The organism is Streptomyces sp. CB02366, assembly GCF_001905905.1.
GTDB lineage: Bacteria > Actinomycetota > Actinomycetes > Streptomycetales > Streptomycetaceae > Streptomyces.
This window is the reverse complement of sequence record NZ_LIVT01000001.1, coordinates 915966-940414: the sequence shown is the minus strand read 5'-3', so window position 1 is coordinate 940414 and position 24449 is coordinate 915966. Positions and strand designations below refer to the sequence as shown.

23 protein-coding genes and 1 pseudogene are annotated in these 24449 nt (G+C 73.1%); 10 read left to right on the top strand and 14 right to left on the bottom strand.

Features of this window, described 5'->3' with window-relative positions; genetic code table 11:
- Positions 1-52: 52 nt before the first annotated feature.
- The 3 genes from AMK24_RS04165 to AMK24_RS04155 all read right to left on the bottom strand — a co-directional run bounded on the left by AMK24_RS04165 (position 53) and on the right by AMK24_RS04155 (position 5920).
- Positions 53-1393: an MFS transporter gene (locus AMK24_RS04165; protein ID WP_073765014.1), complete on the bottom strand. Its 1341-nt coding sequence runs from the start codon at positions 1391-1393 to the stop codon at positions 53-55.
- Positions 1390-4644 carry an AfsR/SARP family transcriptional regulator gene (locus AMK24_RS04160; RefSeq protein ID WP_274535063.1) on the bottom strand — a complete coding sequence of 1085 codons (3255 nt, stop codon included), beginning with the start codon at positions 4642-4644 and terminating at the stop codon, positions 1390-1392. Before AMK24_RS04160 ends, AMK24_RS04165 begins: the two co-directional genes overlap by 4 nt.
- Positions 4645-5059: 415 nt before the next feature.
- Entirely contained in the window at positions 5060-5920 is an 861-nt protein-coding gene (locus AMK24_RS04155; RefSeq protein WP_073765010.1) for an alpha/beta fold hydrolase, read from the bottom strand.
- A gap of 65 nt (positions 5921-5985) precedes the next feature.
- Here AMK24_RS04155 and AMK24_RS04150 point away from each other — a divergent pair, with 65 nt between their 5' ends.
- Positions 5986-6519, top strand: a complete 534-nt coding sequence (locus tag AMK24_RS04150; protein ID WP_073765008.1) for a cysteine hydrolase family protein — start codon at positions 5986-5988, stop codon at positions 6517-6519.
- A 122-nt stretch (positions 6520-6641) separates the two neighbouring features.
- Here AMK24_RS04150 and AMK24_RS04145 read toward each other — a convergent pair whose 3' ends face one another.
- Together AMK24_RS04145 and AMK24_RS04140 are read right to left on the bottom strand one after the other, a co-directional pair.
- The gene (locus AMK24_RS04145) at positions 6642-7643 is read right to left on the bottom strand and encodes an aldo/keto reductase (protein ID WP_107427338.1); all 1002 of its coding nucleotides are present in this window, start codon (positions 7641-7643) and stop codon (positions 6642-6644) included.
- A 53-nt stretch (positions 7644-7696) separates the two neighbouring features.
- Complete coding sequence (locus tag AMK24_RS04140) at positions 7697-8656, bottom strand: aldo/keto reductase (protein ID WP_073765006.1); 960 nt, start codon at positions 8654-8656, stop codon at positions 7697-7699.
- Between the two features lie 111 nt (positions 8657-8767).
- On the opposite strand from AMK24_RS04140, the gene AMK24_RS04135 reads away from it, so the two are divergent.
- Both AMK24_RS04135 and AMK24_RS04130 read left to right on the top strand, forming a co-directional pair.
- A complete protein-coding gene (locus tag AMK24_RS04135) occupies positions 8768-9217 on the top strand; it encodes a hotdog fold thioesterase (RefSeq protein ID WP_107427337.1) in 450 nt (149 codons plus the stop codon).
- A gap of 24 nt (positions 9218-9241) precedes the next feature.
- Complete coding sequence (locus AMK24_RS04130) at positions 9242-9727, top strand: MarR family winged helix-turn-helix transcriptional regulator (protein ID WP_073765002.1); 486 nt, start codon at positions 9242-9244, stop codon at positions 9725-9727.
- 54 nt (positions 9728-9781) lie between these two features.
- Here the strand turns inward: AMK24_RS04130 and AMK24_RS35120 are convergent, their stop codons facing one another.
- Positions 9782-10810 (bottom strand): ketoacyl-ACP synthase III family protein, encoded by a 1029-nt coding sequence (locus tag AMK24_RS35120; RefSeq protein ID WP_107427336.1) that lies wholly within the window; start codon positions 10808-10810, stop codon positions 9782-9784.
- A gap of 84 nt (positions 10811-10894) precedes the next feature.
- Between AMK24_RS35120 and AMK24_RS04120 the strand changes: the two genes are divergently transcribed.
- Together AMK24_RS04120 and AMK24_RS04115 are read left to right on the top strand one after the other, a co-directional pair.
- Entirely contained in the window at positions 10895-11692 is a 798-nt protein-coding gene (locus AMK24_RS04120; protein WP_073765000.1) for an enoyl-CoA hydratase-related protein, read from the top strand.
- A 445-nt stretch (positions 11693-12137) separates the two neighbouring features.
- Positions 12138-12914: an SDR family NAD(P)-dependent oxidoreductase gene (locus AMK24_RS04115; RefSeq protein WP_073764998.1), complete on the top strand. Its 777-nt coding sequence runs from the start codon at positions 12138-12140 to the stop codon at positions 12912-12914.
- A 524-nt stretch (positions 12915-13438) separates the two neighbouring features.
- Here AMK24_RS04115 and AMK24_RS04110 read toward each other — a convergent pair.
- Entirely contained in the window at positions 13439-13648 is a 210-nt protein-coding gene (locus AMK24_RS04110) for a DUF397 domain-containing protein (protein ID WP_073764996.1), read from the bottom strand.
- Positions 13645-14481: a helix-turn-helix domain-containing protein gene (locus AMK24_RS04105; protein WP_073764994.1), complete on the bottom strand. Its 837-nt coding sequence runs from the start codon at positions 14479-14481 to the stop codon at positions 13645-13647. Before AMK24_RS04105 ends, AMK24_RS04110 begins: the two co-directional genes overlap by 4 nt.
- 107 nt (positions 14482-14588) lie before the next feature.
- Between AMK24_RS04105 and AMK24_RS04100 the strand changes: the two genes are divergently transcribed.
- The 4 genes and pseudogenes from AMK24_RS04100 (at position 14589) to AMK24_RS04085 (ending at position 17899) form a co-directional block, all read left to right on the top strand.
- Positions 14589-14927: a hypothetical protein gene (locus AMK24_RS04100; protein WP_073764992.1), complete on the top strand. Its 339-nt coding sequence runs from the start codon at positions 14589-14591 to the stop codon at positions 14925-14927.
- Positions 14928-15013: 86 nt separating this feature from the next.
- A pseudogene (locus tag AMK24_RS04095) lies at positions 15014-15445 on the top strand (hypothetical protein); the annotation flags it as partial.
- A 236-nt stretch (positions 15446-15681) separates the two neighbouring features.
- Positions 15682-16152 carry a MarR family winged helix-turn-helix transcriptional regulator gene (locus AMK24_RS04090; RefSeq protein ID WP_073764990.1) on the top strand — a complete coding sequence of 157 codons (471 nt, stop codon included), beginning with the start codon at positions 15682-15684 and terminating at the stop codon, positions 16150-16152.
- Positions 16153-16315: 163 nt separating this feature from the next.
- The gene (locus AMK24_RS04085; protein ID WP_073764988.1) at positions 16316-17899 is read left to right on the top strand and encodes a DHA2 family efflux MFS transporter permease subunit; all 1584 of its coding nucleotides are present in this window, start codon (positions 16316-16318) and stop codon (positions 17897-17899) included.
- Positions 17900-18191: 292 nt separating this feature from the next.
- Here the strand turns inward: AMK24_RS04085 and AMK24_RS35380 are convergent, their stop codons facing one another.
- The 3 genes from AMK24_RS35380 to AMK24_RS04075 form a co-directional block, all read right to left on the bottom strand.
- A complete protein-coding gene (locus tag AMK24_RS35380) occupies positions 18192-18392 on the bottom strand; it encodes a hypothetical protein (protein WP_073764986.1) in 201 nt (66 codons plus the stop codon).
- Positions 18393-18911: 519 nt separating this feature from the next.
- Complete coding sequence (locus tag AMK24_RS34135) at positions 18912-19049, bottom strand: hypothetical protein (protein ID WP_199876356.1); 138 nt, start codon at positions 19047-19049, stop codon at positions 18912-18914.
- Positions 19050-19394: 345 nt separating this feature from the next.
- Positions 19395-19850 (bottom strand): VOC family protein, encoded by a 456-nt coding sequence (locus tag AMK24_RS04075; RefSeq protein WP_073764984.1) that lies wholly within the window; start codon positions 19848-19850, stop codon positions 19395-19397.
- A gap of 147 nt (positions 19851-19997) precedes the next feature.
- On the opposite strand from AMK24_RS04075, the gene AMK24_RS04070 reads away from it, so the two are divergent.
- Complete coding sequence (locus tag AMK24_RS04070; RefSeq protein ID WP_073764982.1) at positions 19998-20684, top strand: CGNR zinc finger domain-containing protein; 687 nt, start codon at positions 19998-20000, stop codon at positions 20682-20684.
- A gap of 53 nt (positions 20685-20737) precedes the next feature.
- Here the strand turns inward: AMK24_RS04070 and AMK24_RS04065 are convergent, their stop codons facing one another.
- The 3 genes from AMK24_RS04065 to rarD all read right to left on the bottom strand — a co-directional run bounded on the left by AMK24_RS04065 (position 20738) and on the right by rarD (position 24413).
- The gene (locus AMK24_RS04065) at positions 20738-21241 is read right to left on the bottom strand and encodes a hypothetical protein (protein WP_073764980.1); all 504 of its coding nucleotides are present in this window, start codon (positions 21239-21241) and stop codon (positions 20738-20740) included.
- 19 nt (positions 21242-21260) lie between these two features.
- Positions 21261-23222 (bottom strand): FAD-dependent monooxygenase, encoded by a 1962-nt coding sequence (locus AMK24_RS04060; RefSeq protein WP_079190409.1) that lies wholly within the window; start codon positions 23220-23222, stop codon positions 21261-21263.
- Positions 23223-23309: 87 nt separating this feature from the next.
- A complete protein-coding gene (rarD, locus tag AMK24_RS04055) occupies positions 23310-24413 on the bottom strand; it encodes an EamA family transporter RarD (RefSeq protein WP_073764975.1) in 1104 nt (367 codons plus the stop codon).
- Positions 24414-24449 lie beyond the last annotated feature (36 nt).

The window sequence follows — 24449 nt, the reverse complement described above, 5'->3', positions numbered from 1 at the left end:
CGGCGCCCTGCCGCACGGCAGGACGCCGGGCCCGCTGCGGCCCGCTCCGGTGTCAGCCCCGCGCGGCGCCGTCCGCCGCGTGGACGCGGCCGGTGTCCTCGACGGCGGTGAGGTCCGCGTCGGCCGTCCCCCGGAACCGGAGGAAGAAGACCGTGCTCGCCGCGGAGAGCAGCACGACGTACCAGGGGTACCAGGCGGCGTGGCCGTGTCCGGCGAGGTACTCGTTGAGATAGGGCGCCGTGCCGCCGAACAGCGCCACCGTCAGCGCGTACGGCAGCCCCACGCCGGTGGAGCGCAGCGCGGTGGGGAACATCTGCGACGTCGCCGCCGGCGCGGCCGTCGCGTAGCAGCCGAACAGCAGCAGCGCCGCGGCCATCACCGCGAACAGCCGCACGGCCGAGCCCGACATGACCGCGAACAGCACCGGTGTCAGGCAGACGAATCCGCCGCCGAACACCAGCAGCATGGGCCGTGGCCCGAAGCGGTCGGCGGCCATCCCCAGCAGGGGCAGCGCGGCCATGAACACCACCTGTGCGGCGACGGACGCCCACAGCGCGGAATCCGCCGGCACCCCGTCGTGCACCTGCGCGTACAGCGGCAGGTAGGCGGCGAAGGTGTAGTAGACGACCGTCGCGCCCAGCGTGAAGCCGGCCACCCGGACGACCCGGCGCGGATACGCGCGCAGCACCTCGCCGGCCGGCCGGCGCGCCCGCTCGCGCACCGCGCCGAAGGCCGGCGTCTCCCGCACCCCGCGGCGCATCCACCAGCCGTACGACGCGAACAGGGCGCCGAGCGCGAAGGGAATCCGCCACCCCCAGTCGGCCAGCTGGTCCGGCGTGAGCGTGTTCCGCAGCAGGAGCGCGAGGAAGGTGGCCGTGAGCGTGCCCAGCGTGGTGCTGATGTAGATGGCGCTGGAGTACAGCCCGCGCCTCCGCCTCGGCGCGGTCTCGATCACGTAGGTGCTCATCGCCGTGCCCTCGCCGCCCGCCGACAGCCCCTGGAGGGCACGGGCCGCCACCAGCAGCGCCGGGGACAGCACGCCGACGGTCCGGTGGGCCGGGGCGAGCGCGATCAGGAGACTGCCGCCCGCCATCAGCAGCAGCGACAGCCGCAGCCCGGCGCCACGGCCGCGCCGGTCGCAGTAGGCGCCGATGAGCAGTCCGCCGACCGGCCGGAACAGGAAGCCGACGGCGAACACGGACAGGGTCTCCAGGACGTTCGTCGCGCCGTCGCCGGACGCGAAGAACTGCGGGCCGAGCACCGCGGCGAACGTCACGTAAACGGTCCAGTCGAACCACTCCGCGGCGTTGCCGAGGGAGGCGAGCAGGATCTGGCGCGGCCGTCCGGGCTCCTTCGCGGGGCGTACGGCGACCGGTGGGGCGGTGGTGCTCATGACGCCGTCCTCTCCTGGCCCGAGGACGCGTCCAGCCGCGCCGGCGGTCCCGCGTCCGCGAGGACGCCGATCTCGGTGAAGGTCGCCCACGCCCTGCTGCGGAGCGTGCGTGCCCGCGCGTGGTCGCCGCCGGAAGCGGCCACGACGCCCAGGACCTCCTCGGCGCGGGCGATGTTCAGCCGCTGCGCTCCCGGCTGCGACAGCCGCAGCACCTGCCGTGCGCACTCCTCGGCCCGGTCCGGGGCCCTGAGCGTCAGGTGGAGCTGGGCCAGCTCCAGCAGGATCTTGCTGCGGGCCATCCGGTTGGTGCTGGAGTCGGCCAGTGAGCGGGCCGCCTCGGCGTGTTCGGAGGCGTCGCGGCCGAGAAGGCCGTCGGCGACCGCGAGGCGTGCCAGCGCGTACGCCTCGCCGTCCACGTAGCCGATCTGCCGGGCCCCGTCGAGCGCCGCGGACGCGTACCGCGCCGACCGCAGCGGTGCGCCCAGACTCCCGCTGATGGCCGACAACAGGCACAGCGTCTCGACCTCGTACGTGCGGTCGCCGCACTCCTGGAAGGAGATCAGCGCCCGCTGCGCCGCCTCGCTCGCGCTGTCGTGGTGGCCGGTGTCCAGATCGACGAGCGCGAGCCCGTACAGCGAGACGCTGCGGTCGTACGAGGAGTCGATGGCCTCGGAGACCTCCAGCGCCCGGCTGAAGTAGGTGCGTGCCTGCGTGAGTTCTCCGGTCGCCTGGTGCACCAGCCCGAGGTTGCGCAGGCTGTACGAGCTGATGTGGTGCAGGCCGAGGGCGCCGGCGGTGGCCAGCGAGGCGGTGAGGAACTCGGTCGCGCCCTCGATGTCCCCCCGCGTCCAGTGGATGAAGCCGAGGACCCCCTTGGCGGTGGCCTCCAGGCGCGAGGAGAGGATGGTGTGCGCGATGTCGAGCGCCCGCTGCGCGGCCTCCTGGGCCCGCCCTCCGCGGCCGAGGCTGAGGTGGGCCAGGCTCATGTTGTTGAGCGTGGCCGCGGCCTCCTCGGCCATGCCGAGCCGGTCGTGCACCGCCAGGCTCTTCTCCTGGTGCACGAGGGCCCACTCGTAGTCGCCGAGCGTGTTGGCGAGGTTGGCGAGGCTGCGGTGCATCGCCGCGATGCCCCGGTCGTCGGCGTGCGCCTCGGCGGCGGCGAGGGCGGTGCGGGTCGTCTCCCGCCATTCCGTCCGGTACTTGCCCGTCCAGAAGAAGCCGCGCAGGGCGTCGGCGATGTGCCAGGAGAGGTAGTGCGGCCCGTGGGCGGCGAAGTAGCGCACGCACGCCATCAGGTTGCGCCGTTCGGCCAGCAGCCAGGCCATCGAGTGGCTCTCGTCGTGATGGCTCGGCGCGTCGAACGCTCCTGGCGGCGACGGCGGTTCGGCGAGCCGGACGAACTCGGAGTGGAGGACGTCGGCCGCGGCGCAGACGCCCGCGAGGTACCACCGGCCGAGCCGCTCCACCGCCTCGGCCCGCTCCCGCTCGGAGTGTTCCTCGACGGCGCGGTCCCGTGCGTAGTCGCGCAGCAGGTCGTGGAACTGGTAGCGCCCCGGAGCGGGTTGCTGGAGCAGGCTCGCCATCTCCAGGCGGCTGAGACCCGCCCGCGCCTGCGCCTCGCTGATGTCGGCGAGCACCGAGACGGCGACGGGGGAGAAGTCGGAGCCCGGGAAGAGTCCGGCCAGCCGGAAGACGGCCCGCTCGTCCGGTCCGAGCGCGTAGTACGACAGGGCGATGGCGGTCGAGACCGCGGACGTCGTGTCGCCGTCGACGGACAGTGCGGCGAGGCGGTTGCCGCGCCGCAGGCACTCCACGTACGCGTCGGTCTGCCCGCCCGGGGCGCCGATGAGGTTGGCCGCGGCGATCCGCAGGGCCAGCGGCAGATACGAGCACAGCGCGGTGATCTCGCGTACCGTCCCCGGATCGATCGCCACCGCGGCCTGACGCATCATGCCCGTGACGAGCTCCGCCGACTCGGGTGGCGTGAGCGTGCCGACCTGGATCAGCTGGGCCCCGTGCGTGACGACGAGGGACCGCAGCTGCCGTCTGCTGGTGATCAGCACGGAACAGCCGCCGTCGCCGGGTATGAGCGGGACCACCTGTTCGGCGCCGGCCGCGTTGTCCAGCACCACCAGCACCTTCCTGCCGGTCAGCTTCGACCGGTACAGGTTCGCCTGTTCCACGAGGTCCACCGGGATCTGCTTCGCCGGTACCCCGAGCGCGCGCAGGAACTGCGAGAGCACGTGCTCGGCCGGCAGCGGATCACGCGCGGCTCCCTGGTCGTAGCCGCTCAGGTCCACGTACAGCTGGCCGTCCGGAAAGGACGGCCGCACGCGTCTGCCGATGCTCACCGCGAGCGCCGTCTTGCCCACTCCGGGCGGTCCGGACAGCACGACGACCGGGACGCTGGTGCGCCCGGGGGCGGGCGGGAGCGCGGCCGCGATCCGGTCCATCATGTCGGTACGTCCTACGAACCCCGAGCTCAGCGGTGGCAGTTGGGCGGGCACCGGGCGGGTGTCGCCGGTGCCGGGGCCCGGCCCGTCCGGAGCCGCCAGCGCCGGGTCCGACTCGAGGATTCCGGTGTGCAGGGCGCGCAGCCGCTCGCCCGGCTCGATGCCGAGCTGCTCGACCAGGTTCCGCCGTGCCTGCTGGTAGACGTCCAGGGCCTCGGCCTGCCGGCCGGAGCGGTAGAGGGCGAGCATCAGCATGCTCCAGAAGTTCTCCCGCAGCGGGTTCTCCAGGGCCTCGGCGCGCAGCTCCCGCACCAGCTGGGCGTGGCGGCCCAGTTGGAGGTCGGTCTCGAAGTACGCCTCCAGCGCGTCCAGCCGCTCGTCCTCCATGGCCCGGCACTCCTCCTGGTGCGGAGAGCTCGCCGGAACGTCCTCCAGCGGCGCCCCCCGCCAGGTGGCGAGCGCCGAGGCGAGCAGGCGGGCCCGCTCCTCCGGCGCGTCGGACCGCTGCGCGGCCCCGACCAGCCGACGGAAGCGCTGGAGGTCCAGCTCGTCCGCCGGGACGTCGATCCGGTAGCCGCCCGCGGCCGTCTCCAGCGGGAGCGCGTCGCCGAGCTGCATGCGCAGGCGCCGTACGTAGGTGTGCAGCGTTCCGCGTGGGTTGGACGGCTGCCGTTCATCCCAGAGCCATTCGGCGAGACGCTCGTTGCTCACGACCGTTCCACTGCGAACCAGCAGGGCTGCCAGCAGAATACGAAGTTTTGCGGATTCCAATGCCAATTCTTTACCTTGGACCGTCACCGAAAGCGGTCCGAGAATCCCGAATTTGTTTCCGTAGCCGGATGTCGCGGCATTGTCCGCCGCGACCGTGGTCGTTCCCGCCACACAGCTCACCTTCCCCCGTCGACCTGTGTTGACTTGCTCGTGCCCGGTTCTGCGCACAGGTGCGGCTTCGTCGCCGGAATTGCGCGTTCCATGAGGGGACTTCACTCATGCGGGTACCACACTAGTGGACGCCATGTTTTGGCCAAAGGGTTTACGGGAGCGGAGCGCGAGCGTGACGTTTGTCACCGCCTTCGAATGGAGAACGGGCCGGAGGTCCGCTCCCCGACGCTCAGTTGAAATATGTACGCAATCTCGGGAAAGGCCTTTCCCTCCGTCCGGCTCTCCGTGTGAGCCCTCCGGCCTTCACCTTCCGCCTCTCCGCCCGTCCGCGTCATGTCCGCCGCAGGTGGTCGACGATCAGCGCGCCGATCGTCGACGACCAGTGCGGAGGGAAGATGTGGCCCATGCCCGGAATCCGGCGGAGCCGCGCGTCCGGGATCGCCCGGCACAGCGCCTCGCCGTGCTCCACGGGGAAGACCGGGTCCTGCTCACCGTGCACCACCAGCGTCGGTACCCGCAGCGCCGCGAGCCGGGCGGTGAGCGCGGGCGTACGGGCCATCGCCGTCAGGTGGCGGGAGGAGGTGTCGGGTTCGCGGCTGTGTTCCGCCGCGCGGTCGACCAGATCCGTCCAGTAGGCGCGGTCGAACGGCACGGCGGCCCCCACCAGCCCCCGCCAGCCCTCGACCGCCGTGGCCCGGCGCGCCTCGGCCCCGGCGGCCCGGCGCTCCCGCGCCGCGGTGCCGGGCGGCCCCGCCTGCGGCCCGGACGGGTCCGGAGGGCCGGTGCGCGGCCGGGGCGGACCGGCGTCGGCGCCGGGCGAACTGGACAGCAGCACCAGGGAGCGGACCAGTCCGGGACGGCCGAGGGCGAGCAGCAGGGAGACCATGCCGCCCGCCGACTGGCCGACCACATGCGCCGGGCCCGTGCCGAGCCCGGCGAGCACCGCGGCGGCGTCGGCCGCCAGCGTCGAAAGGTCGTACGCGGCGGCGGACTTGCCCGACCTCCCGGTGTCGCGGTGGTCGTAGCGCACCACGTGGTACCCCGCCGCGGCGAGGAGCCGGCACAGTTCGTCCGGCCACACCAGGCCCGGCGCGGTGGCGCCCATGACCAGCAGCACAGCCGGATCGTGACGGTCGCCGAACGTCTCGGCCCACAGGTGCAGGCCGTCGTCGGCCGCGATCGCCCTCTCCACGGGCCCGAGTTCCTCCTTGCTAGTGTGCCGTGGACGCTGTTCATCGTTTCCCGGGGGAAGACTTCATGACCCGCGCCCACACGGCACTCGTCCTGATCGATCTGCAGCGGTGGATCGTCGACAGGCCCTGGCAGCCGGTGAGCGGCGCCACCGTGGCGGACGCCTGCGGGAGGCTGCGCGAGCACTTCGCGGCGGCGGACTCCGCGGCCGTCGTCCACGTCCGGTACGTCCGCGCCGACGGCGCCGACGGCGGCCCGGCCGCGGCCCCCAACCAACTGGTCCCCGCCTGCGCGGCCCGTGCCGGGGAGCACGTGGTGACCAAGCACGGCCTCGACGCGTTCGAGGGCACCGGCCTCCACGACCACCTGCGGCGGACGGGGGTGACGAAGGTCGTGCTGGCCGGTCTCGCCACCGCGCACGGCGTCGCGTCCACGGCGGCGACGGCGCTGCGCCTCGGCTACGAGGTGACCGTCGTCCCCGACGCCACCGCCAGCGAGAGCGACGCGCAGCACCGCGAGACGCTGGACCGGCTGACCGCGCTCGGCGCGCGCACGCGTCCGGTCGACGCCCTCGTGGCCTCCGAGGCCGTCGGCGGCTGACACGCCGGCGGGCGGGGAGCGCCGTGTCCGGCGGCCCGTCGCGCTGGACGGACCCCGGGGGTCCGGGACCTTCCGCCGGGCGGGGCGGCACAAACCGCGTACGGGCATGGAGGCGTCGGCGCTCACGGCCCGGCGCCGGCGCCCACGGGGTCGGGCAGCGCACGGAGGTCCGCGAAGTCCTGTTCGGTCAGCCGTACGTCGGCAGCGGCCAGATTCTCCCGCAGGTAGCGGAGGTTGCTCGTGCCGGGGACGGGTACGACCTGTTCGCCCTGGGCGAGGAGCCAGGCGATGGCGACCTGTGCGGGGGTGACCGACCGGCGGTCGGCCACCTCCCTGATCGCGTCGACGATGGGCAGGTTCGCCTCCATCGCGGTGCGGTGGAAGCGGGGGTCGAAGGCCCGGTGGTCGCCGCTGCGGAGCCCGCCGGCGCGCAACGTCCCGGTGAGGAAGCCGCGCCCCAGGGGTGCGGCGGGGACGAAGCTCGCCCCGACGCTCTCGCACCAGCCGACCAGGCCGTCCGGTCCGCCGTCCAGTGCGTCGCGCGTCCACAGCGACAGTTCGGACCGCACCGCCGTCACCGGGTGGATCGCATGCGCCTCGCGGGCCTGGGCCACGGTCGCCCCGGACAGTCCCAGCCACCGCACCTTGCCCTGCCGGACGAGGTCGGCCAGGGCGCCCCAGGTCTCCGCCAACGGCGCCGCGAGGTCGGCGCGGTGGAGGTAGTAGAGGTCGATGACGTCGGTGTCCAGGCGTCGCAGGCTGGCCTCCGCGGCCTGGTGCAGACGGGCCGGTGAACCGTCCCGGTGGGAGCCCCACGGGCGGGGGCCGTCCGGGATCGCCCCGGCCTTCGTCGCGACGATCGCCTCCTTCCGGCGTCCGGCGATGGCCTTGCCGAGGAGGGATTCGTGGTGCCCGGCGCCGTGGAGGACGGTGGGGCGCGGGCCGGCGGGGTCGAATCCGGCGGTGTCGAGGAGGTTCCCGCCGCGGTCCAGGGCCTCGTTGACGATCCGCAGGGGCCACCCGTCGTCACGGGCGGACTCGTGGTGCGGCCGGCCCATGCCGAGGCAGCCGAGGCCGATGGCGCCGACCTCGGTTCCCGTGTTGCCCAGACGTCGCAGGCGCACCCTTCCCCCTCTTCTCCCCCTGCCGCGGGCGCCGTGCCCCGCCGACGGCGCGGTCAGTAGCGCGTGCCCACCGCGGCCGGAACGTCCTGGAGCGCCGCCAGCGCGGCGTCGTCCAGCTCCACCCGGGCGGCGCCGGCGTTCTCCTCCAGGTAGCGCAGGTTCTTCGTGCCGGGGATCACCACGACGTTCTCGCCCTGCGCGAGCACCCAGGCCAGCGCCACCTGGGCCGGCGTGGCCCCCAGCCGGTCCGCGACCTGCCGGACCCGGTCGACGATGCCGAGGTTCGCGGCCAGCGCCTCGGACTGGAAGCGGGGCAGCCGGCGGCGGCCGTCCACCTCCGGGAGGTCGTCGGCGGAGCCGATCCGGCCGGAGAGGAAGCCCCGGCCGAGCGGCGAGAAGGCGATGAGGGCGATGCCCTGCTCCCGGCAGTGGTCGAGGACACCCGATTCGACCGTGTCCCGGCTCCACAGGGACAGCTCGCTCTGCACGGAGGCCACGGGGTGCACCGTCTGGGCGCGCCGGATCTCCTCGACCGACGCCTCCGAGAGGCCGATGGCCCGCGCCTTGCCCTCCTGGACCAGCTCCGCCATGGCGCCCCAGCTCTCCTCCACGGGCACGTCCGGGTCCACCCGGTGGAGCTGGTAGAGGTCGACGTGGTCGACGCCCAGGCGCTTGAGGCTGGCCTCGAAAGCGGCGCGCAGGTGCTCCGGGCGCCCGTCGCGGTGGCTGGCGTAGGTCGCGGGGTCGTCCACCACCAGCCCGCCCTTGGTCGCCAGCACCACCTCGTCACGCCGTCCGCGCAGCGCCCGGCCGACGAGCTCCTCGTTGGTGAACGGGCCGTACATGTCCGCGGTGTCGATCAGCGTGCAGCCCAGCTCCACGGCACGGTGGACGACCGCCACCGAGGCCGTGTCGTCCCTGCCCAGCTCGTCGTACGCCCAGGACATGCCCATGCAGCCCAGACCCACGACGCCGACTTCCGGGCCGGACGTCCCCAGTGCGGTACCGCGCATCGCGGCCTCCCTCTCTCGACAGGTTGTCACAGTACACAGACGTGATCACTATGGCTACCATAAGACAGAACACGTACACTCATGCGGACTCGTACGATCATGGAGAGTCGAATGACGCAGTCGGCGGCGACACTGGGGCCCGTGCCGGTCCTTCCCAACTACCTCGACGAACAGCTCGTGACCCGGATGGGGATCGAGATCCTCCGCTGCGAGCCGGACCTCGTCGTGGGCACCATGCCGGTGCGCGGCAACCGGCAGCCGATCGGAATCATGCACGGCGGCGCCAACGCGGTCCTCGCGGAGACCCTCGGCTCGCTCGCCGCCTGGGTGCACGCCGGACCGGACCGGATCATCGTCGGCCAGGAACTCTCCTGCACCCACCACCAGGCGGTGCGCTCCGGTCTCGTGACGGGGGTCTGCCGCCCCCTGCACGTGGGGCGCGGCGTCGCCACGTACGAGATCGTCATCTCCGACGAGCGGGAGCGCAGAGTCTGCACCGCCCGGCTCACCTGCGCCCTTCCCCAGCCGCGGCGGCAGGCGCGTCCCGCGAGGGATTCGTAGGCTCACTCATGGGAGACTACTGATATGGCGGAAACCAGAACGACGAAGCAGGCCCAGGACCCCAGCGCGGTCGTGACGGCGGCGGTCGGGGACCGGCTCGGGAACACCATCAAGCGGGCCGAGCAGGCGTTGATCGCGCGCAAGACGCAGGCGATGCGCCAGTTCGACCTGACCGTGCCCCAGTACTCCGTACTGCTGCTGCTCTCGCTCTTCCCGAGCGGGATGTCGGCCGCGCAGCTCGCCCGCGAGAGCATGGTGACGCCGCAGACGATGTCGACGGTCCTCGCCAACCTGGAGAAGCACGGCCTGATGGAGCGGGAGCCCTCTCCGCTCCACCAGAAGGTCATCGTCAACAAGCTGACCAGAGCCGGACGCGCCGTGCTGAAGAAGGCGGACAAGGAGGCCGTGCGCGTCGAGGACGGACTGCGGGCCGAGTACACCCCGGAGGAGTTCGAGCAGTTCGAGGACTTCCTGGAGCGGGCCATCAAGAAGCTGGGCGAGACGCGCTGAACCGGGTGGCTCCTCTGCGGGCCACCCGGTTCCGGCCGTCCCGGCGTCCTGCGGTCAGGCGGCGCTCACCAACAGGCACGACCAGGTGAAACCGGCGCCCGCGCTCACCACGAGGGCGTACTCGCCCGGCGCCAGGACGCGGCCCGCCCACAGCTCGGCCAGGCTCGCCGCCGCGTCCCCCGCGCCCAGGTGGCCCGTGTCCCCGCCCACCGTCCGGAGCTCGGCCGGCAGCAGCTTGCGCAGGGCCGGCGCGTAGGCGAGGCCGATGGTCTTCGCGCCCAGCCGCGGCGGTACGACACAGCGCAGCAGCGGACTGTCCGCCGCCAGTCCGCCGGCGGCGAGGCACCGCTCCACGACCGTCGTCAGGCTCTCGGAGCTGGCGCGGGTGAACGCCTCCATGCCCTCGCGTTCGAGGAAGGCCTTCTTCGTGCGGCGCATGTCCACCCGGTCGCTCACGGAGCGCGGCATCGCGCCGAACGCGTCCCGTCCCCGGTGCATCCCCTCCAGCTGCGGTGCGGCGACGGTGGTGACCGCGTGCAGCAGCAGGTCCGGGGAGCGTACGTCGAGCGGGTGCAGCAGCAGCGCGGTGGCGCCGTCCCCGTAGGCGATCCCGTAGTCCCCGCGCCAGCGGTCGAAGCCCGGCGCCGCGAACCGGTCGGCCGTCGTCACCAGGACGTGGCCGAGACCGGGGTCGGCCAGCAGCCGGGCCGCGCCCACCCCGACGGCCGCCGCTCCGCCGTTGCAGACCTGCTGGATGCCCAGCGGCTCCGCCTGCCGGGCGCCGAGCTGGTCGGCGATGTAGTGCGGGGGCGACCAGAGGTCGTGCCCCTGGTAGTACATCCAGGCGTGCAGCACCATGCCCAGTCCGGCCGGCGGGGTCCCGGTGCTCTCCAGGGCCGCGCGCGCCGCCAGCACCGCCATCTCGGGAGGGGCCTGGTCCGCCACCGGCAGCGCCTCGTAACCGAGTTCCTCGGCCGTGTCCGCCTCCACCAGGCCGAGTTCGACGGCGTCGCGGGCGGTCTGGCGTGCTTCGGGTATCCACGTGCTCAGGCCGGACAGACCCAGCGGCCTCGGAAGTCGCACAACAATGCTCCGCTCATCATCAGGGGCTTCATGATAAGCAGGTCCCTAAGCAAAGTCAGTAGTCTGTTATATGGAGGGGGAGGCATGTCCAGGAGCGCGACGGGCATCGACATACACACCGAGGGCTCCGTGCGGACCCTCACCTTCGCCCGGCCCGAGCGCCGCAACGGCATGGATCTGGCCATGTTCGGCGCCTACTACGACGCGCTGGCCGAGGCCGACGCCGACGAGGAGGTCCGCGCCGTCGTCGTCACGGGCGCGCGCAGCAGCTTCTGCTCCGGCGCGACCCCCGACCTGCTGGCCCGGCTCTCCGCCCCGCAGGACCCGTCGGGGGAGGACCCGGACGGGTTCCTCGGACACCCGGCGCACCTCCCGCTGACGATGCGGACCCCGCTGATCGCGGCGATCAACGGCAGCGCGGCGGGCCTCGGGCTCGTGCACGCCCTGTACGCCGACGTCCGGTTCATGGCGGACGAGGCCCAGGTCTCGGCGGTGTTCAGCCGCTTCGGCCTGGTCGCCGAGTACGGCGCGGCCTGGCTGCTGCCGCGCCTGGTGGGCGTCGGCAACGCCACGGACCTGCTGCTGTCCTCCCGTGCCGTGGGCGCGCAGGAGGCGCTGCGGATGGGACTGGTGCAGCACACCGCACCGCGCGAAACCCTGCTGTCGGCCGCCCAGGAGTACGCCCGCCAACTCGCCGAGACGTGCTCCCCGACGTCCATGGCCGTCATCAAGCGCCAGATCCTGGACGGCCTGCGCATGCCCGCGGCCGACGCCGTGGCCGAATCCGTCTCGCTCATGCGGGAGTCCTTCACCCGCCCTGACTTCCCCGAGGCCATGGCTGCCGTCCGCGAACGCCGCAAGCCGGACTTCACACCGTACTGACGCGGGGTCGGGGCCTCGTGCGCGACCCCGGCCGACACCGTGACGGGTCGATGCCCGGACGGGCCGCGCCTGCCCCCCCCCGGGGCATATCCGCTGTCGTCGTCGGCCACGGCTCGGTGGCGTGGTGCCCTGCGTGGCGGGGTGCGGACGTACGGCCGTCGCTGAGCGCGACCAGTGCGGCGGTGTCGTGGACCGCCACCGCTTTCCTGTTTCTTCGCCCGCCTCGTTGCGACCAGGGCGTGTTGCGAAAGTAGCGCCGTCCGCCCGGAGGGCGGGTTCGGCGGCGTCCGGTGCGTGCGATCGCAAGGCGGAGGGCCGCCCCGATACTGGTGGTATCGGGGTGGTCCCGATAACGCGGCGAGCGTGCGTGCCGGGCGTCGCCGAGCAGGCGGGACTTTCGAAACACGCCCTAGCTTGGGGCGACTTGAGTGAGGGTGGAGGGTGCATGGCCGGGTTGAGCGGGCTCGACGGCAAACGGATTCTGGTGATCGGGGGCGGCGGGGCCGGGATCGGCCGAGCCGTCGTCCGCTCCTGTGCGGCCGCGGGGGCGGCGGTGGCGGTGGCCGACGTGGACCCCGCGCGGGCAACCGAGGCTGCGGACGAACTGCGTGCGGCCGGGCACGTCTCCTGTGCGCTGAGCGGCGACGTCCGCTCCATCGAGCAGCTCGACGGCGTGATCGTCGGCGCGGCCGATCAACTCGGTGGACTGGACACCCTGATCACGGTGGTCGGCGGGCAAGTCGCGTTCGTACCCGCGGTCAGGCTGCATGAGATGACCGACGACGACTGGGACACCGTCTATGACGTGAATCTGCGCTACGTGGCTCGGGCGGTGCGGCGCGTGCTGCGGCTGTTCCTGGAACAGGGCACCGGCGGGAACATCGTCAGCATCGGCTCTGTCACCGGATTCATGGCCGCTCCGAAGCAGGCCGGTTACGGCGCCGCCAAGGCCGGCCTGTACAGCCTGGCCCGGACCGTCGCCGCCGAGTACGCGGCCGACGGCATCCGGATGAACGTCGTCGCGGGCGGGGCGATCAGCACTGCCGTCAACACCGGCCCCTCCGACACCTGGGTTCCGGAGATCCCGGCGGGCCGCTACGGCACGTCGGAGGAGATGGCCGCTGCGGCCGTCTACCTGTCCTCGGACGAGGCCCGCTACATCACGGGCCAGCAGATCGTGCTGGACGGCGGAGTCTCGGTCCGCGGCCCCTTCCCCGAATAGCCGGGCACGAAGACGACGTGGGCCTCGCCCTCTGGCTCGTCCGTGCCTCCGGGGGGACCCCCACGCGCCTCGGACCGGCACCCGACACAGGCCCGGCTTCCGTTCTCCCCGGTGAGCCGCACGCCGGCGACGTCCCTCACCCCCAGCCGGACCCGTCCTCCGCCGCGCGGGTGAGCGGAGTCGGTCCGCAGCGCGATTCCGCGCGTTCGCCCGGCAGCGATCGTCGGGAGGTGAACGGACCCGTCGTCCCGCGGCCACACCGAGGAGTCCCCGTGTCCCTTCCGCCGCGTACCGACAACCGTGCCGCCGCCGCCCGCACTTGACGCCCGGGACGCCTCGGACGCCTCGGACCCCTCTGGTACCTCAGGTACTTCTGGTACCCCTGTTACCCCTGCCGCCCTTCCTCCCGGACGCCTCCGTGGCGCCGCACGGCGAAGCCCCACCGCCCGGGTCGGGCGCGGTGGGGCTTCGCCGGTGTACGCGTGCGGCGTACGGGGTGGGTCGTACGGAGGGCGGTCGGCGGGTCAGACGGTGTCGAGGTCTCCGGTCCGGACGCCCGCCACGAAGGTGCTGAACGCGGCGGAGGCCACGGTGAGGACCGGTCCGGCCACGTCCTTGGAGTCGCGGACGGGGACGATGCCGTGCGGGGCGGCGAGGTTGGTGGCGACCTCGACGCACGCGCCGCCGTTGTTGCTGTACGAGGACGTGAACCAGCGGGGGGTCTCGGTTGTCACGGTGTGCCCTTTCGCAACTGCCTGAACATGTCAACGGACGCGGCCTGGGAGGGCGCAACCGCCTGCAACTGATGGTAGGCCGTCAGATGCGTTACCACCGAGCCGCTTTCACGCTCCAGGTACCCCTGCTGCGCGGACTCCGCGTACGACATGAGGGAGCGGTCGGGCATGGTCAGGATGTAGATCGGCAGATCGAACGGGCGGTCCTCGCCCATGGTGAACGGCACCACCTGGATCACCGTGTTGGGCTGCTCGGCGAACTCGATCAGCCGGTCCATCTGCGCCCGCATGACCGCCGGGCTGCCCACCGGCCTGCGCAGGCAGCTCTCGTCGAGCAGCGCGAAGACGAGCGGGGGCTTGTCCCGGACCAGGGCCGCCTGGCGCTCCGCGACCAGCGCGACGCGCTCCTCCGCCTGGGCGGGCGTGATGGCCTTCCGCTTGACGGCGCTGTCGGCCAGGACCCTGGCGTACTCCGGGGTCTGGAGCAGGCCCGGCATCACGCCGACCTCGTACAGCCGGATCTCCGCCGCCCGAGCCTCGTAGATGAGGAACTCGGGGAAACCCTCCAGCAGGCTGCCGTGCTTGATCCGGCTCAGCTCGCGCTCAAACGACGCCTCGGTCCCGACGAGCCCGAGCGCGCGGTCCGTACTGCGCGAGAACCGCAAGGTAGCAAGTTTGCGGCCGGTTTCGACGGACGAGATGTGCGTGCTGGAGTAGCCGATCTCGATGCCCAGCCCCTCCTGCGTCCAGCCCCGCTCGATGCGGAGACCGCGCAGACGTGCGCCGTAGGCGGCCTTCGCGGAACTCTCCGGATTTAACTGCTTGATGTTCATGGGCCCGAACCCGATCTTCCGTGCCGAACAGGCAAGTTGAATGCCCTCTCACGGTAGGTCACGCTGAATCGCCCCGGTAGTCGTTCGGCTACGGAGAGGAGCGATAGGTGTACGGCGAGAACGTTTGTCCGAACGCGCAGGAACCTTCCGGCCCCCCGGCCCCACCGTCGTCGGCGCCTCCTGGCCCCCCGCCCCCGCCCCCGGCCTCACCGTCGTCGGCGCTCCCCGGCCCGCCCTCCCTCGGCGCGCTGGTGGTGGACACCGGTCGGGGGGACCGCGTGGGGGAGTTCCGCGGGGTCGCCGGCCCCTACTGGGCGCTGCGGCCCGTCGGCGGCGGGATCGAGTGGGAGGCCGAGCCGCACCGGGTCCGCCCCGCACTCCTCATAGAGCAACTGCGGGCCCGGACCGCCCGCCTCAACGCCCGCAGCCGGGGCGAGGTCCTGTGAACGCGGCGCCCGGTCAGGCGTGTCGGTGCGTCGCCCGCCGTCCGTTCCCCGCACATGCCCACCCGTGACCGACAAGGATGAGAGCCATGTTGCAGTGCACCGCCTTCAGCGAACTTCCCGAGATGGGCGCGCGCGTCGCGCTGATGGGGCTTGAGGATCTGCCCGGCCAGGAGGTGGAGGCGCCGGACCTGGACACCTTCCTGCTCTGCGAACTCGGTGAGCACGACGAGGCGACCGAGCACGCGGCCCAGCTCTGGTCGGCGTCGCCGCGGGCGGGCCGGGACCTGTGGATGTTCTGGCTCGACGGCGAGGAGAGCCGGAAGTTCCGGTTCGCCGAGCTGCTGCCGTGCCCGGCCGCCATCCACCGGCTGTCCGTCGAGGAGGGCGAGGCGTGCGTGCTGTACGACCGGCATCCGGGCGCGCACTCCTGGGACGTCAAGGACCCGCTCGCCGACCTGATGGCCGAGCGCATCCGGGACGAGGTGCGGCACGACCGGGAGGGGGTCGGGGGAGCGGGCGACCGTGACGGGAGCGGTGGCGAACACCGCGGGAACGGTGACGGTCGTGGCGGGAGCGGTGGTGGTCGTGACGGGAGTGGTGGTGGTCGTGACGGCCGTCAGCGCGACGGGGGCGGCGAAGAGGGCGTCCCAGGGGAGTGATCCCCGGGCGCTGCGGGGCCGTCGACTTCGACCGCCTCCACGCGCGTGAGGTGGCTCCTTTGACATACGTATGTCTGGATAGCTAAAGTCCGTGCGTGCCCCCCACCAGCGCGTCCCCTCAGGACATCGACCGCCTGGCCCTCGGCCTCGTGGCGTGCCTGCCCGCGCTGACCAGGGCCTTCGAGCGGCATGTCGACCAGCACTACCCGCACCCCAAGCCCTCCGACGCCCAGCTCACGCTGCTGCGGTACGTCGAGACCCACGGCGGAACCACGGTCCGTGAGGCCGCCGACGCGGTGCGGATGAAGCCGAACAACGTCAGTGCGCTGGTCACCCAGCTCACCGAGCAGGGGTTCCTCGAACGTCGTCAGGACGGCGCCGACAAGCGGATCGCCCACCTGTACCTCACCCCGGCCGCGCGGCAGCGGCTCGTCGAGGTCACGCAGCTCATGGGAGACCGTGCCGCGCAGGTCCTGCGGACGATGACCGACGGCGAACTCGACGCCCTCGGCTCCGCCCTGGGCTCTCTCCAGTCGCTCAGCGAGCACCTGCACACCGCGCGCTGAACCCTCCGGCACGCGGTGTGCTTGCGGGGCCGCCGCGGTGCGCCCTGTCAGCACGCCGCGCTCCTCCTCTCCTCTCCTCTCCCCGCTCGCCCGTCGCAGCCGGCCGCCCCCGTGGCGCCGGGCGCCGACTCGGCGTTGCGTCACGACGAAAGAACACCTCTCCATGGCTTCCGCCGGCACCCTCGCCGAACCGTCCCACTCCCCGCCCGCCGACACGGCGCGGGGGCGTCGCTCCAACCCGTGGCTGACCTTGATCGCCGTCGCCTTCGGCCTGTTCATGGTCGGCCTCGACGGGTCCGTCGTCTCGATCGCCAACCCCGAGATCGGCCGCGATCTCGACGCCTCCACCTCCGACCTGCAGTGGGTCACCAACTCCTACCTGCTCGCCCTCGCCGGAGCCCTCATCCTCGGCGGCAAACTCGGCGACCGCTTCGGCCGCCGCACCTTCTACCTGGTGGGGGTCGTCGGCTTCACCCTCGCCTCGGTCGCCATCGGCCTGGCCGGTTCCATCGAGGGCGTCATCGCCTTCCGGGCCCTCCAGGGCCTCTTCGGAGCCCTGCTGATGCCCAACACCCTCGGCCTGCTCCGCGCCGTCTTCCCGCCGAAGAAGTTCGGCATGGCCGTCGGCATCTGGGCCATGGTCTCCTCGGTCTCCACCGCCCTCGGCCCCATCGTCGGCGGCTTCCTCGTCCAGCACGTCAGCTGGGAGTCCGTCTTCTACATCAACGCCCCGATCGGCGTCGTCGCCCTCGCCTTCAGCGCGGCCGTCCTGCCGCAGAGCCGGAACGAGCACGCCGCCCGGGAGAAGTTCGACGTCCTCGGCGTCGTCCTGCTCGCCGTCGGGCTCCTCACCCTCGTCTTCGGCGTGGTCAAGGGGGAGACCTGGGGCTGGACCTCCGGCGGAACCCTCGGCTCCATCGCGGCCGGACTCCTGGTCCTGCTGGTCTTCGGCCGGTGGCAGACACGGGTCGCCTCACCCCTGCTGCCGATGCGCCTGTTCCGCAACCCGGCCCTGACCATCGGCACGATCATCACCGCCCTGAACTTCTTCGTCCTGCTCGGCGTGATCTTCTTCGTCATGATCTACCTGCAGAACGTGCGGGGCTTCACCCCCGTCGAGGCGGGCGTCCGCACCCTTCCCCTCAGCCTCGCCTCCGTCGTCGCCTCCCCGCTCGGCGCCGCGCTCACGGACCGGTTCGGGCCGCGCCTCACCATGCCCCTCGGCATGGTCCTCCAGGCCGTCGCCTGCTTCGCCATGCTCACCTGGGACGCCCACAGCGCCTACAGCCTCATGTGGCCGCCGTTCATCGCGCTCGGCCTCGGCGTCGGCATGGTGATGGCCTCCTCGTCCGACGCCATCGTCGGCAACGCCCCCGTCCGGGACGCCGGTGTCGCCGGGGGACTCCAGGCCACGGCCCTCCAGGTCGGAGGCGCCCTGGGCACCTCCGTCCTGGTCTCCCTCATCGCCGGCCGGGTCGGCGCCACCCTCACCGGCGAACTCACCTCGGCAGGCGTCCCCGCCCCCGCCGCCACCGCGCTCCTGGAGGCGAAGGACGCGGTGTCCATGGGCGTCGCCCCCGTAGCCCCCGGCACGCCCGCGCAGCTCGGGGCGGCCATCGTCGAGGGCAGCCACCACGCCTTCATGAACGGTGTCCACACGGCCGTCCTGACCGCCGGAGTCCTCTGCGTGGCCGGCGCCGTCCTGGCCGTGGTGGGCGTCCGGCGCGCCCCCGGCCACGCCCACTAGGGCGTGTTTCGAAAGTAGCGCCGTCCGCCCGGACGCCGCCGAGCAGGCGGGACTTTCGAAACACGCCCTAGCACTGACGCCGGGCGTCGGGGACGTGCCGCCCACCGGCGACGCGTCCCCGCCCCGGCTCACCGGCGACCCGTGCGCCCCGGTGGCGTCCGCCCCGGGTGGATCGACGGCCGGGGCCTGCCCGGCGGGTCGTGTCCGAGGGCTGCCAGGACGCGCGGGAGCGGAGGACGGGGGTCGTTCCCGCGCCCCGCGACAGCGCCGGGCCGGGAGCGGCGCACGGTCCTCAGTCGAAGACCGTGACCAGGAGTACGGCGACGGTGACCAGGACCGCCAGCGCCGCCTGGAAGGCGTAGCCGAGCTGTGTCTGACGGGAGGCCAGGTACTGGGCGGAGGCCGCTTCCTCCGGCCGCTGCGGATCGAAGACGACGGTGAAGGACTCGCCCACCTGAGGGACCGGACGGGGGCTGTTGATCCGCGTGACCATGGGCCGTCCGTCCGTCTGCTGATAAGAGCACCGGATGAAGTGGACGAGAATTCCGTTCCGCCTGATGAGCTCGCGGCACACGGCTTCCGTCTCGACCCCCCGCCGTTTCAGCCTATTGTCCCGGAGCTGCGTCGGCAGGGAGAGCAGGACGAGTGCGGTGAGCGGCACGCAAACGAACCCTATCGCCGCAACAGCGACGGAAGTGCCTGACATCGCCCCACTCATACGCCCCCTGAAAACCCCGGCTCCGCTGGAACAGTGCGTACCCTACGACCCGGTCACGGCGTATCGGCGGGGCCGGGCGGCGGTGGGTTCGGGTGGCGGTGGAGTCGACCGATGCCGGCCCGTCGATGCCGCCGGCCGTATTCGCCCCGGCCCGGGCGACCCGGGCGGCCCGGGCCGCGCCCTCGAACGTGCCGTCCGCCGCCCACTGGCGGAACCGGGCGGGAGGCCTGGCCCGCCTCCGTCATGCGAAGACGCTGCCGGGTGCGAAGAAGCTGTCCGGCGTGAGGGCGCTGCCTAGCGGCGCTTGCGGCCGACCGCGTTCCGCACGCCGTTGGTCAGCGTGCCGACGCCGGTGCGCAGAGCGATGTAGTCGAGGGCGCTGCCCACGCCGCGAGCGGCCCACCTGAACGCCCTGACCAGCTGCTCATCCATCGCGTCGTTCTCTCTCTCGGCTGTACGTGGTCTTCCTGTATGACGCACCTACCGTAAGGCAGGTTGCTCCGGCCGGGTGCGGCGCGGTGGCCCGGAGCCCTGCCCCCCGCCAGAGGCGCGCGTCCGCGCCCCCCGCGACGGCCTGGATCACCCGAGGGGCGACGCCGCTGCGCGGACGGAGGCGGAACGTTCCTCGCGGAGCGAGGGCGGGAGGCGGGGCCAAGGGCGTTCGCGGAGCCAGGACAGCTCGCCGGGCCAGGGCGGTTCGCGGAGCCAGGACGGCTACGGGGCCAAGCCGGTTCGCGGAGCCAGGACAGTTCGCGGGGACCAGGGCGGCTCGCGGAGTCAGGACAGGCAGAACTCGTTGCCCTCGGGGTCCGTCATGACGATCCAGCTCCCGCCCTGCTCGTCGAACGTCCGCCCCACCCGCGCGCCCAGCGCCACCAGCCGCTCCGCCTCGGCCTCGCGTCGGCCCGGCGCGGAGTGCACGTCGATGTGGAGCCGGTTCTTCCCCGTCTTCGGCTCCGGCACCCGCTGGAACAGCAGCCTCCGCCCCTTCCCCGTACCACTGACCTCGTCGTACGGGTCGTCCGGGTGCCGGGCCGCCGCGAGGTCGAGCCAGGCTCTGCGGCCGTGGGCGTGGGTCGTGGCGGCCTCGGGCACCGCGCCGGCCGCGAGCAGCCGCTCGATCAACGGGCTGTTGTCCTCGACGAGATAGCCCAGGGCCTCCGCCCAGAACCCGGCTTGCGCGTGCGGGTCGGCGCTGTCGATCACGAGCTTCCAGGACAGTGTCTGTGTCATGACACCGTTTATAGTGGTTACATGAGCGAGAAGGCAACAGACACACCGGAATCCCCCGGGCGGCCCCCCGGACCAGGCGCTCGGCGGGGAGGCCCGGAGCGGCCCGAACCATCGGGCCGGCCGGGGCGGGCCGAGCCTGCCGGACTGGTGTTGCGGCATCCGGACGGAAGCTCCTTCCGGTTCGATCCGGGCGCGCTCTGCCTGGAGCTGCTGCCGACCGGCGGGCCGGGGCCCCTGGCGTACTTCGAGGTGCTGCGCGAGCCGGCCGACCTGGTGCGCTGGGCGGAGGAGAGCCGACTGCCCGGAGGACTCGGTTCGGAGCCCGGCGCCGCTTCCGGTGCGGGGGAGGGGGCCGGGTCCGGCCCGGAGGAAGTGACCGGGGCCGGTTCGGGAGAAGTGGGCGGTTCCGGTTCGGGGGCCGCGCTGACGGTGAGCGCGGCGGAGGTGGCGGACGCACGTGCGTTGCGCGATGCGCTGTGGCGGCTGGCGGAGGCGCGGGTGCGGGACGCGTCGCCCGACCCGGACGACCTCGCCACCCTCAACGACGCGGCGGCGCACCCGCCCCTGACGCCCCGGCTGACGGCGGACGGTACGTGGGCCTGGGCCTCCGGCGGGACCGGGACCGGGCTGCTGTCCACCGTGGCCCGTGACGCGGTGGACCTGTTCACCGGGGGGCACGCCCATCGCATCCGCGTCTGCGGTGCGCACGACTGCCGCCTGTTGTTCGTCGACACCTCCCGGCCGGGAAAGCGCCGCTGGTGCTCGATGGAGCGGTGCGGCAACCGCCACAAGGTCCGGGCCCACCGCGCCCGGCTCACCGCCGCCGACGAGTGAGGCGGTGGCGGCCGAACAGGACGCGTCCGCGCGGCGCGCCGCGCGGACGCGTCCTACGCCTCGCGCGGAAGGAGGGCCGGGCAGGCCGGGCAGGCGTGCCGGTCGATCGCGGCCAGCAGCCGTCCCGCCGCGGCGCGCACGGCCTGCGCGGGGGCCCCGGCCCCGGCGGGCGCGGAGGCCGGGCGGACCGGGGCCTCGGCCAGGTACGCCGCCGTCTCCCGGCGTGCCGCCACCGCGTCGTGCGCGGCACGGGTCCAGGCGGGATGGTCGGTGCTCCCGGCGGCCAGAATCCTGGCCAACAGGTCCAGGACACCCGCCCGGTCCCGGACCGTGTCCGTTCCCGCCAACTCCCAGAGGAACGGCACCGTCGCCGCCGTCGAATCGAAGACGGGCGGGGCGCCGATCCAGCGCTCCAGATCGCTCAGGGCCTCGTCCGCGTTCGGCGCGTCCCCCCAGGCGATGCGCGACAGCACCACGGGAACCTGGGAGGCGGAGCCGTACGCGTGCTGCAACTCGTGCCACCGCACGTTCCTCATGGCCCCCAGGACAGTCCCCATCCGGGCACTCAATCAGCCTTTACCGCACGGCGTCCACCGTGTCCGGGAACCGGTCCGCGAACCGCTGGGCGGAGCGGCCCGTTCCGTGCAACCGGCGCAGGTACTCCCGTACGGATCGGGCGTCGTCCGCCGGGACGAGAAGGCCCACGTGGTGGTCGGGGCGGACGACCACGACGGTGCCCGGACCCGCCCCCGCACCGGCAGCCGCGCCCGCACCGGCGGTCGCCTCCGTACCAGCGCCCGCATCCGCACCGGGAGCCGTATCAGTACCGGCGGCTGCACGGTCAGGGGTGCCCGCACCCGTGGTCGGGTCCGGTGCCGGGCCCGGGCCTCCGGGGGCTCCCGTTCCGTACGCCGCCGCCGCGTGGCCCCCGTCGTCGATCACCGCGCACGGCGCCGCTGGGGCTTCCGTGCCGCCCCGATGGCCGTCCGGCCGGTTCTCGTGCACCGCGTACACCCGGCAGGTGCGTACGCCCGCCTCGCCGTACGCCTCCGCCACCTCGCGCAGCACCGCCGCGCTCCCGGGACCGAAGCCGAGGACCGCGGTCCGGGAACCTGCGAAGACGTGGTGCAGGCGGGTGCGCGCCCCCGTCGCGGCGTCCGTGCACGGGGCGTCCGGCGCACGGTCGCCGGGCAGCGGGCGCCGCCCTTCGACCCGCTCCCCGACGCCTTTCCCGGCCCGCCCACCTGCCTGCGGAACGGCGGCGGCCAGGCTGCTCCAGCGGTAGCCGACGTCCAGGCCGGTGGTGTCCGCGGTGATCGCCGCGTCCAGACCGCCGCCGGGTCGGCGGATCGCCTCCAGCGTGGCCCGCAGCCGCTCCGAGGTGAGGTCCAGCGTCCGGGCGGCCACCGGAAGGCGTTCTTCCTCATAGGTGTCCAACAGGGCGGGGTCCGCATGGCCGCCGAGCACCAGGCCCAGCTTCCAGCCCAGGTTGAACGCGTCCTGGATGCCGGTGTTCATCCCGAGGCCGCCCGCGACGGGGTGCACGTGCGCCGCGTCGCCCGCCAGGAAGACCCGCCCCGCACGGAAACGGTCCGCCATGCGCACGTTGACCCGGTACGTCGACAGCAGCTCGGCCCGGACGAGGGCCCCGCCGGGCAGGCCGGTGTGGCGGGCGAGCAGCCGCCGGAACCCGTCGGCGGTCGGCGCGAGCGGCCGGCCCCGCCCGTCCCGCTCGGGACCGGCCTGGAACCACCAGCCCGTCCGCGTACCGGGGATGGGGCAGAGCATCACCGCACCGTCCTCGTCGAACCACTGGTGCCAGACGCCGCGGTCCAGGGCGCCCTCGGCCAGGTCGACATCGCCGCAGACCATCACCTGGTCCTCCCGGGTGGTCCCCGCGAACCCGATCCCGAGCAGCTTCCGTACGGAGCTGTGCGCGCCGTCGCAGCCGACGACGTACCGCGCCCGGGCGCCCGCCCCCTCTCCCGCCCCTACGCCCTGCCCTGCCCTCTGCCCTGCCCCCTGCCCTTCGCTCCGCCCGGCGAGCGTGACCTCGACACGGCCCCCGCCGTCCGCGTCGTTCATCTCGTCCGTGCCGTCCGTGCCGTCCGTGCCGCCCATGTCGTCCGGCGCCTGCGTCAGCCCCACGACCTCGCGGCCGAATTCGACCCGGACGCCGTACCCGGCCAGTCGCCCGCGCAGGATCTCCTCCAGCCGCCACTGGGCGATCAGCCACGGCCGGTCGTAGAGGGCGTCCGGGGACGGTGAAAGGTCTGCCCACGGATCGGCCTCCTCGACGGGGGCGCGGTCGCGGTACTTGAGCATCGGCGGCGGGGTCGAACCGGCGGCGAGCACCTCCTCCGCCACCCCCAGGTCGTCCAGGATCTCCAGCGACCGGGGGTTGGGGCCCTTGGCGCGCGAGGTGCGCGGGGGAACGGGGGACCGGTCCACGATCCGTACGGCGACGCCCCGCCGGGCCAGATCGCAGGCCAGTACCAGTCCGGTGGGCCCCGCTCCCACGATGAGTACGTCGGTCATCCCCACGGCTCTCCTTCGGTCGTGCTCCCCATGCCCGTGCGACACCAGGAAAACTTAACCAAGTAAGAAAAGCAACTAGGTAATCTTTTATGGGGTGGGATCCGGGGCCCCGGCCGTGGGGCCGGCCGTGGAGGAGGCCGTGGAGGACGCGGCAGCCGGAGTCCCGGTCGGTGTGGAGTCCGCAGCTGTCGCCGGGCTCCCGGCGGGTGTCGAGGCGGTGGTCGGGGCCGGTCGCGCGGCCGTCGCCGGGGGCGCGGCTGCCGGGGCCGCGGCGGCCGTCGCCAGCAGCTTCACCGCCAGCACCCGGTTGCGCCGGGCGGTCCGCAACGCGTCCCAGGTCAGCAGCGACAGTGCCAGCCAGACCAGCGCGAACCCGGCCCACCGCTCGGGCGGCATCGACTCCTTGAAATAGAGGACGCCCAGCCCGAACTGGAAGACCGGGGCCAGGTACTGGAGCAGCCCCAGCGTGGACAGCGGCACCCGGACCGCCGCCGCGCCGAAGCAGATCAGCGGCACCGCCGTGACGATGCCGGTCGCGGCGAGCAGGAACCCGTGCCCCGCCCCGCCCGTCGTGAACGTGGACTTCCCGCTGGCGGCGAGCCAGAGCAGGAAGCCGAGCGCGGGCACGAAGAGCACGGCGGTCTCGGCGGCCAGGGACTCCAGGCCGCCCATGTTCACCTTCTTCTTCACCAGGCCGTACGTCGCGAAGGAGAACGCCAGCACCAGGGAGATCCAGGGCGGCCTGCCGTACCCGATCGACAGGATGAGGACCGCCGCCAGGCCCGTGGCGACGGCGACCCACTGGACGGGCCGCAGCCGTTCGCCCAGCAGCAGGACGCCCATGGCGATGGTGACCAGCGGGTTGATGAAGTAGCCGAGCGACGCCTCGACGACCTGCCCGTTGATCACGGCCCAGATGTAGAGGCCCCAGTTGACCGTGATCGTCGCCGCCGCGACCGCTATCAGGCCGAGTTTGCGCCGGTCCCGGGCCAGTTCGCCGATCCAGGCCCAGCGGCGTACGACCAGCAGGGCGACGGCGACGAAACCCAGCGACCACACCATCCGGTGGGCGAGGATCTCGATCGCCCCGGACGGGTTGAGCAGCGGCCAGAAGAGGGGGACCAGCCCCCACATCACGTACGCGCCGATTCCGTACAGCAGGCCAGCCCGCTGTTCGTTCTTCCCCTCCACCGTGTGCCCTCCCGGCCCGCCCGCGTCGGCCGATCC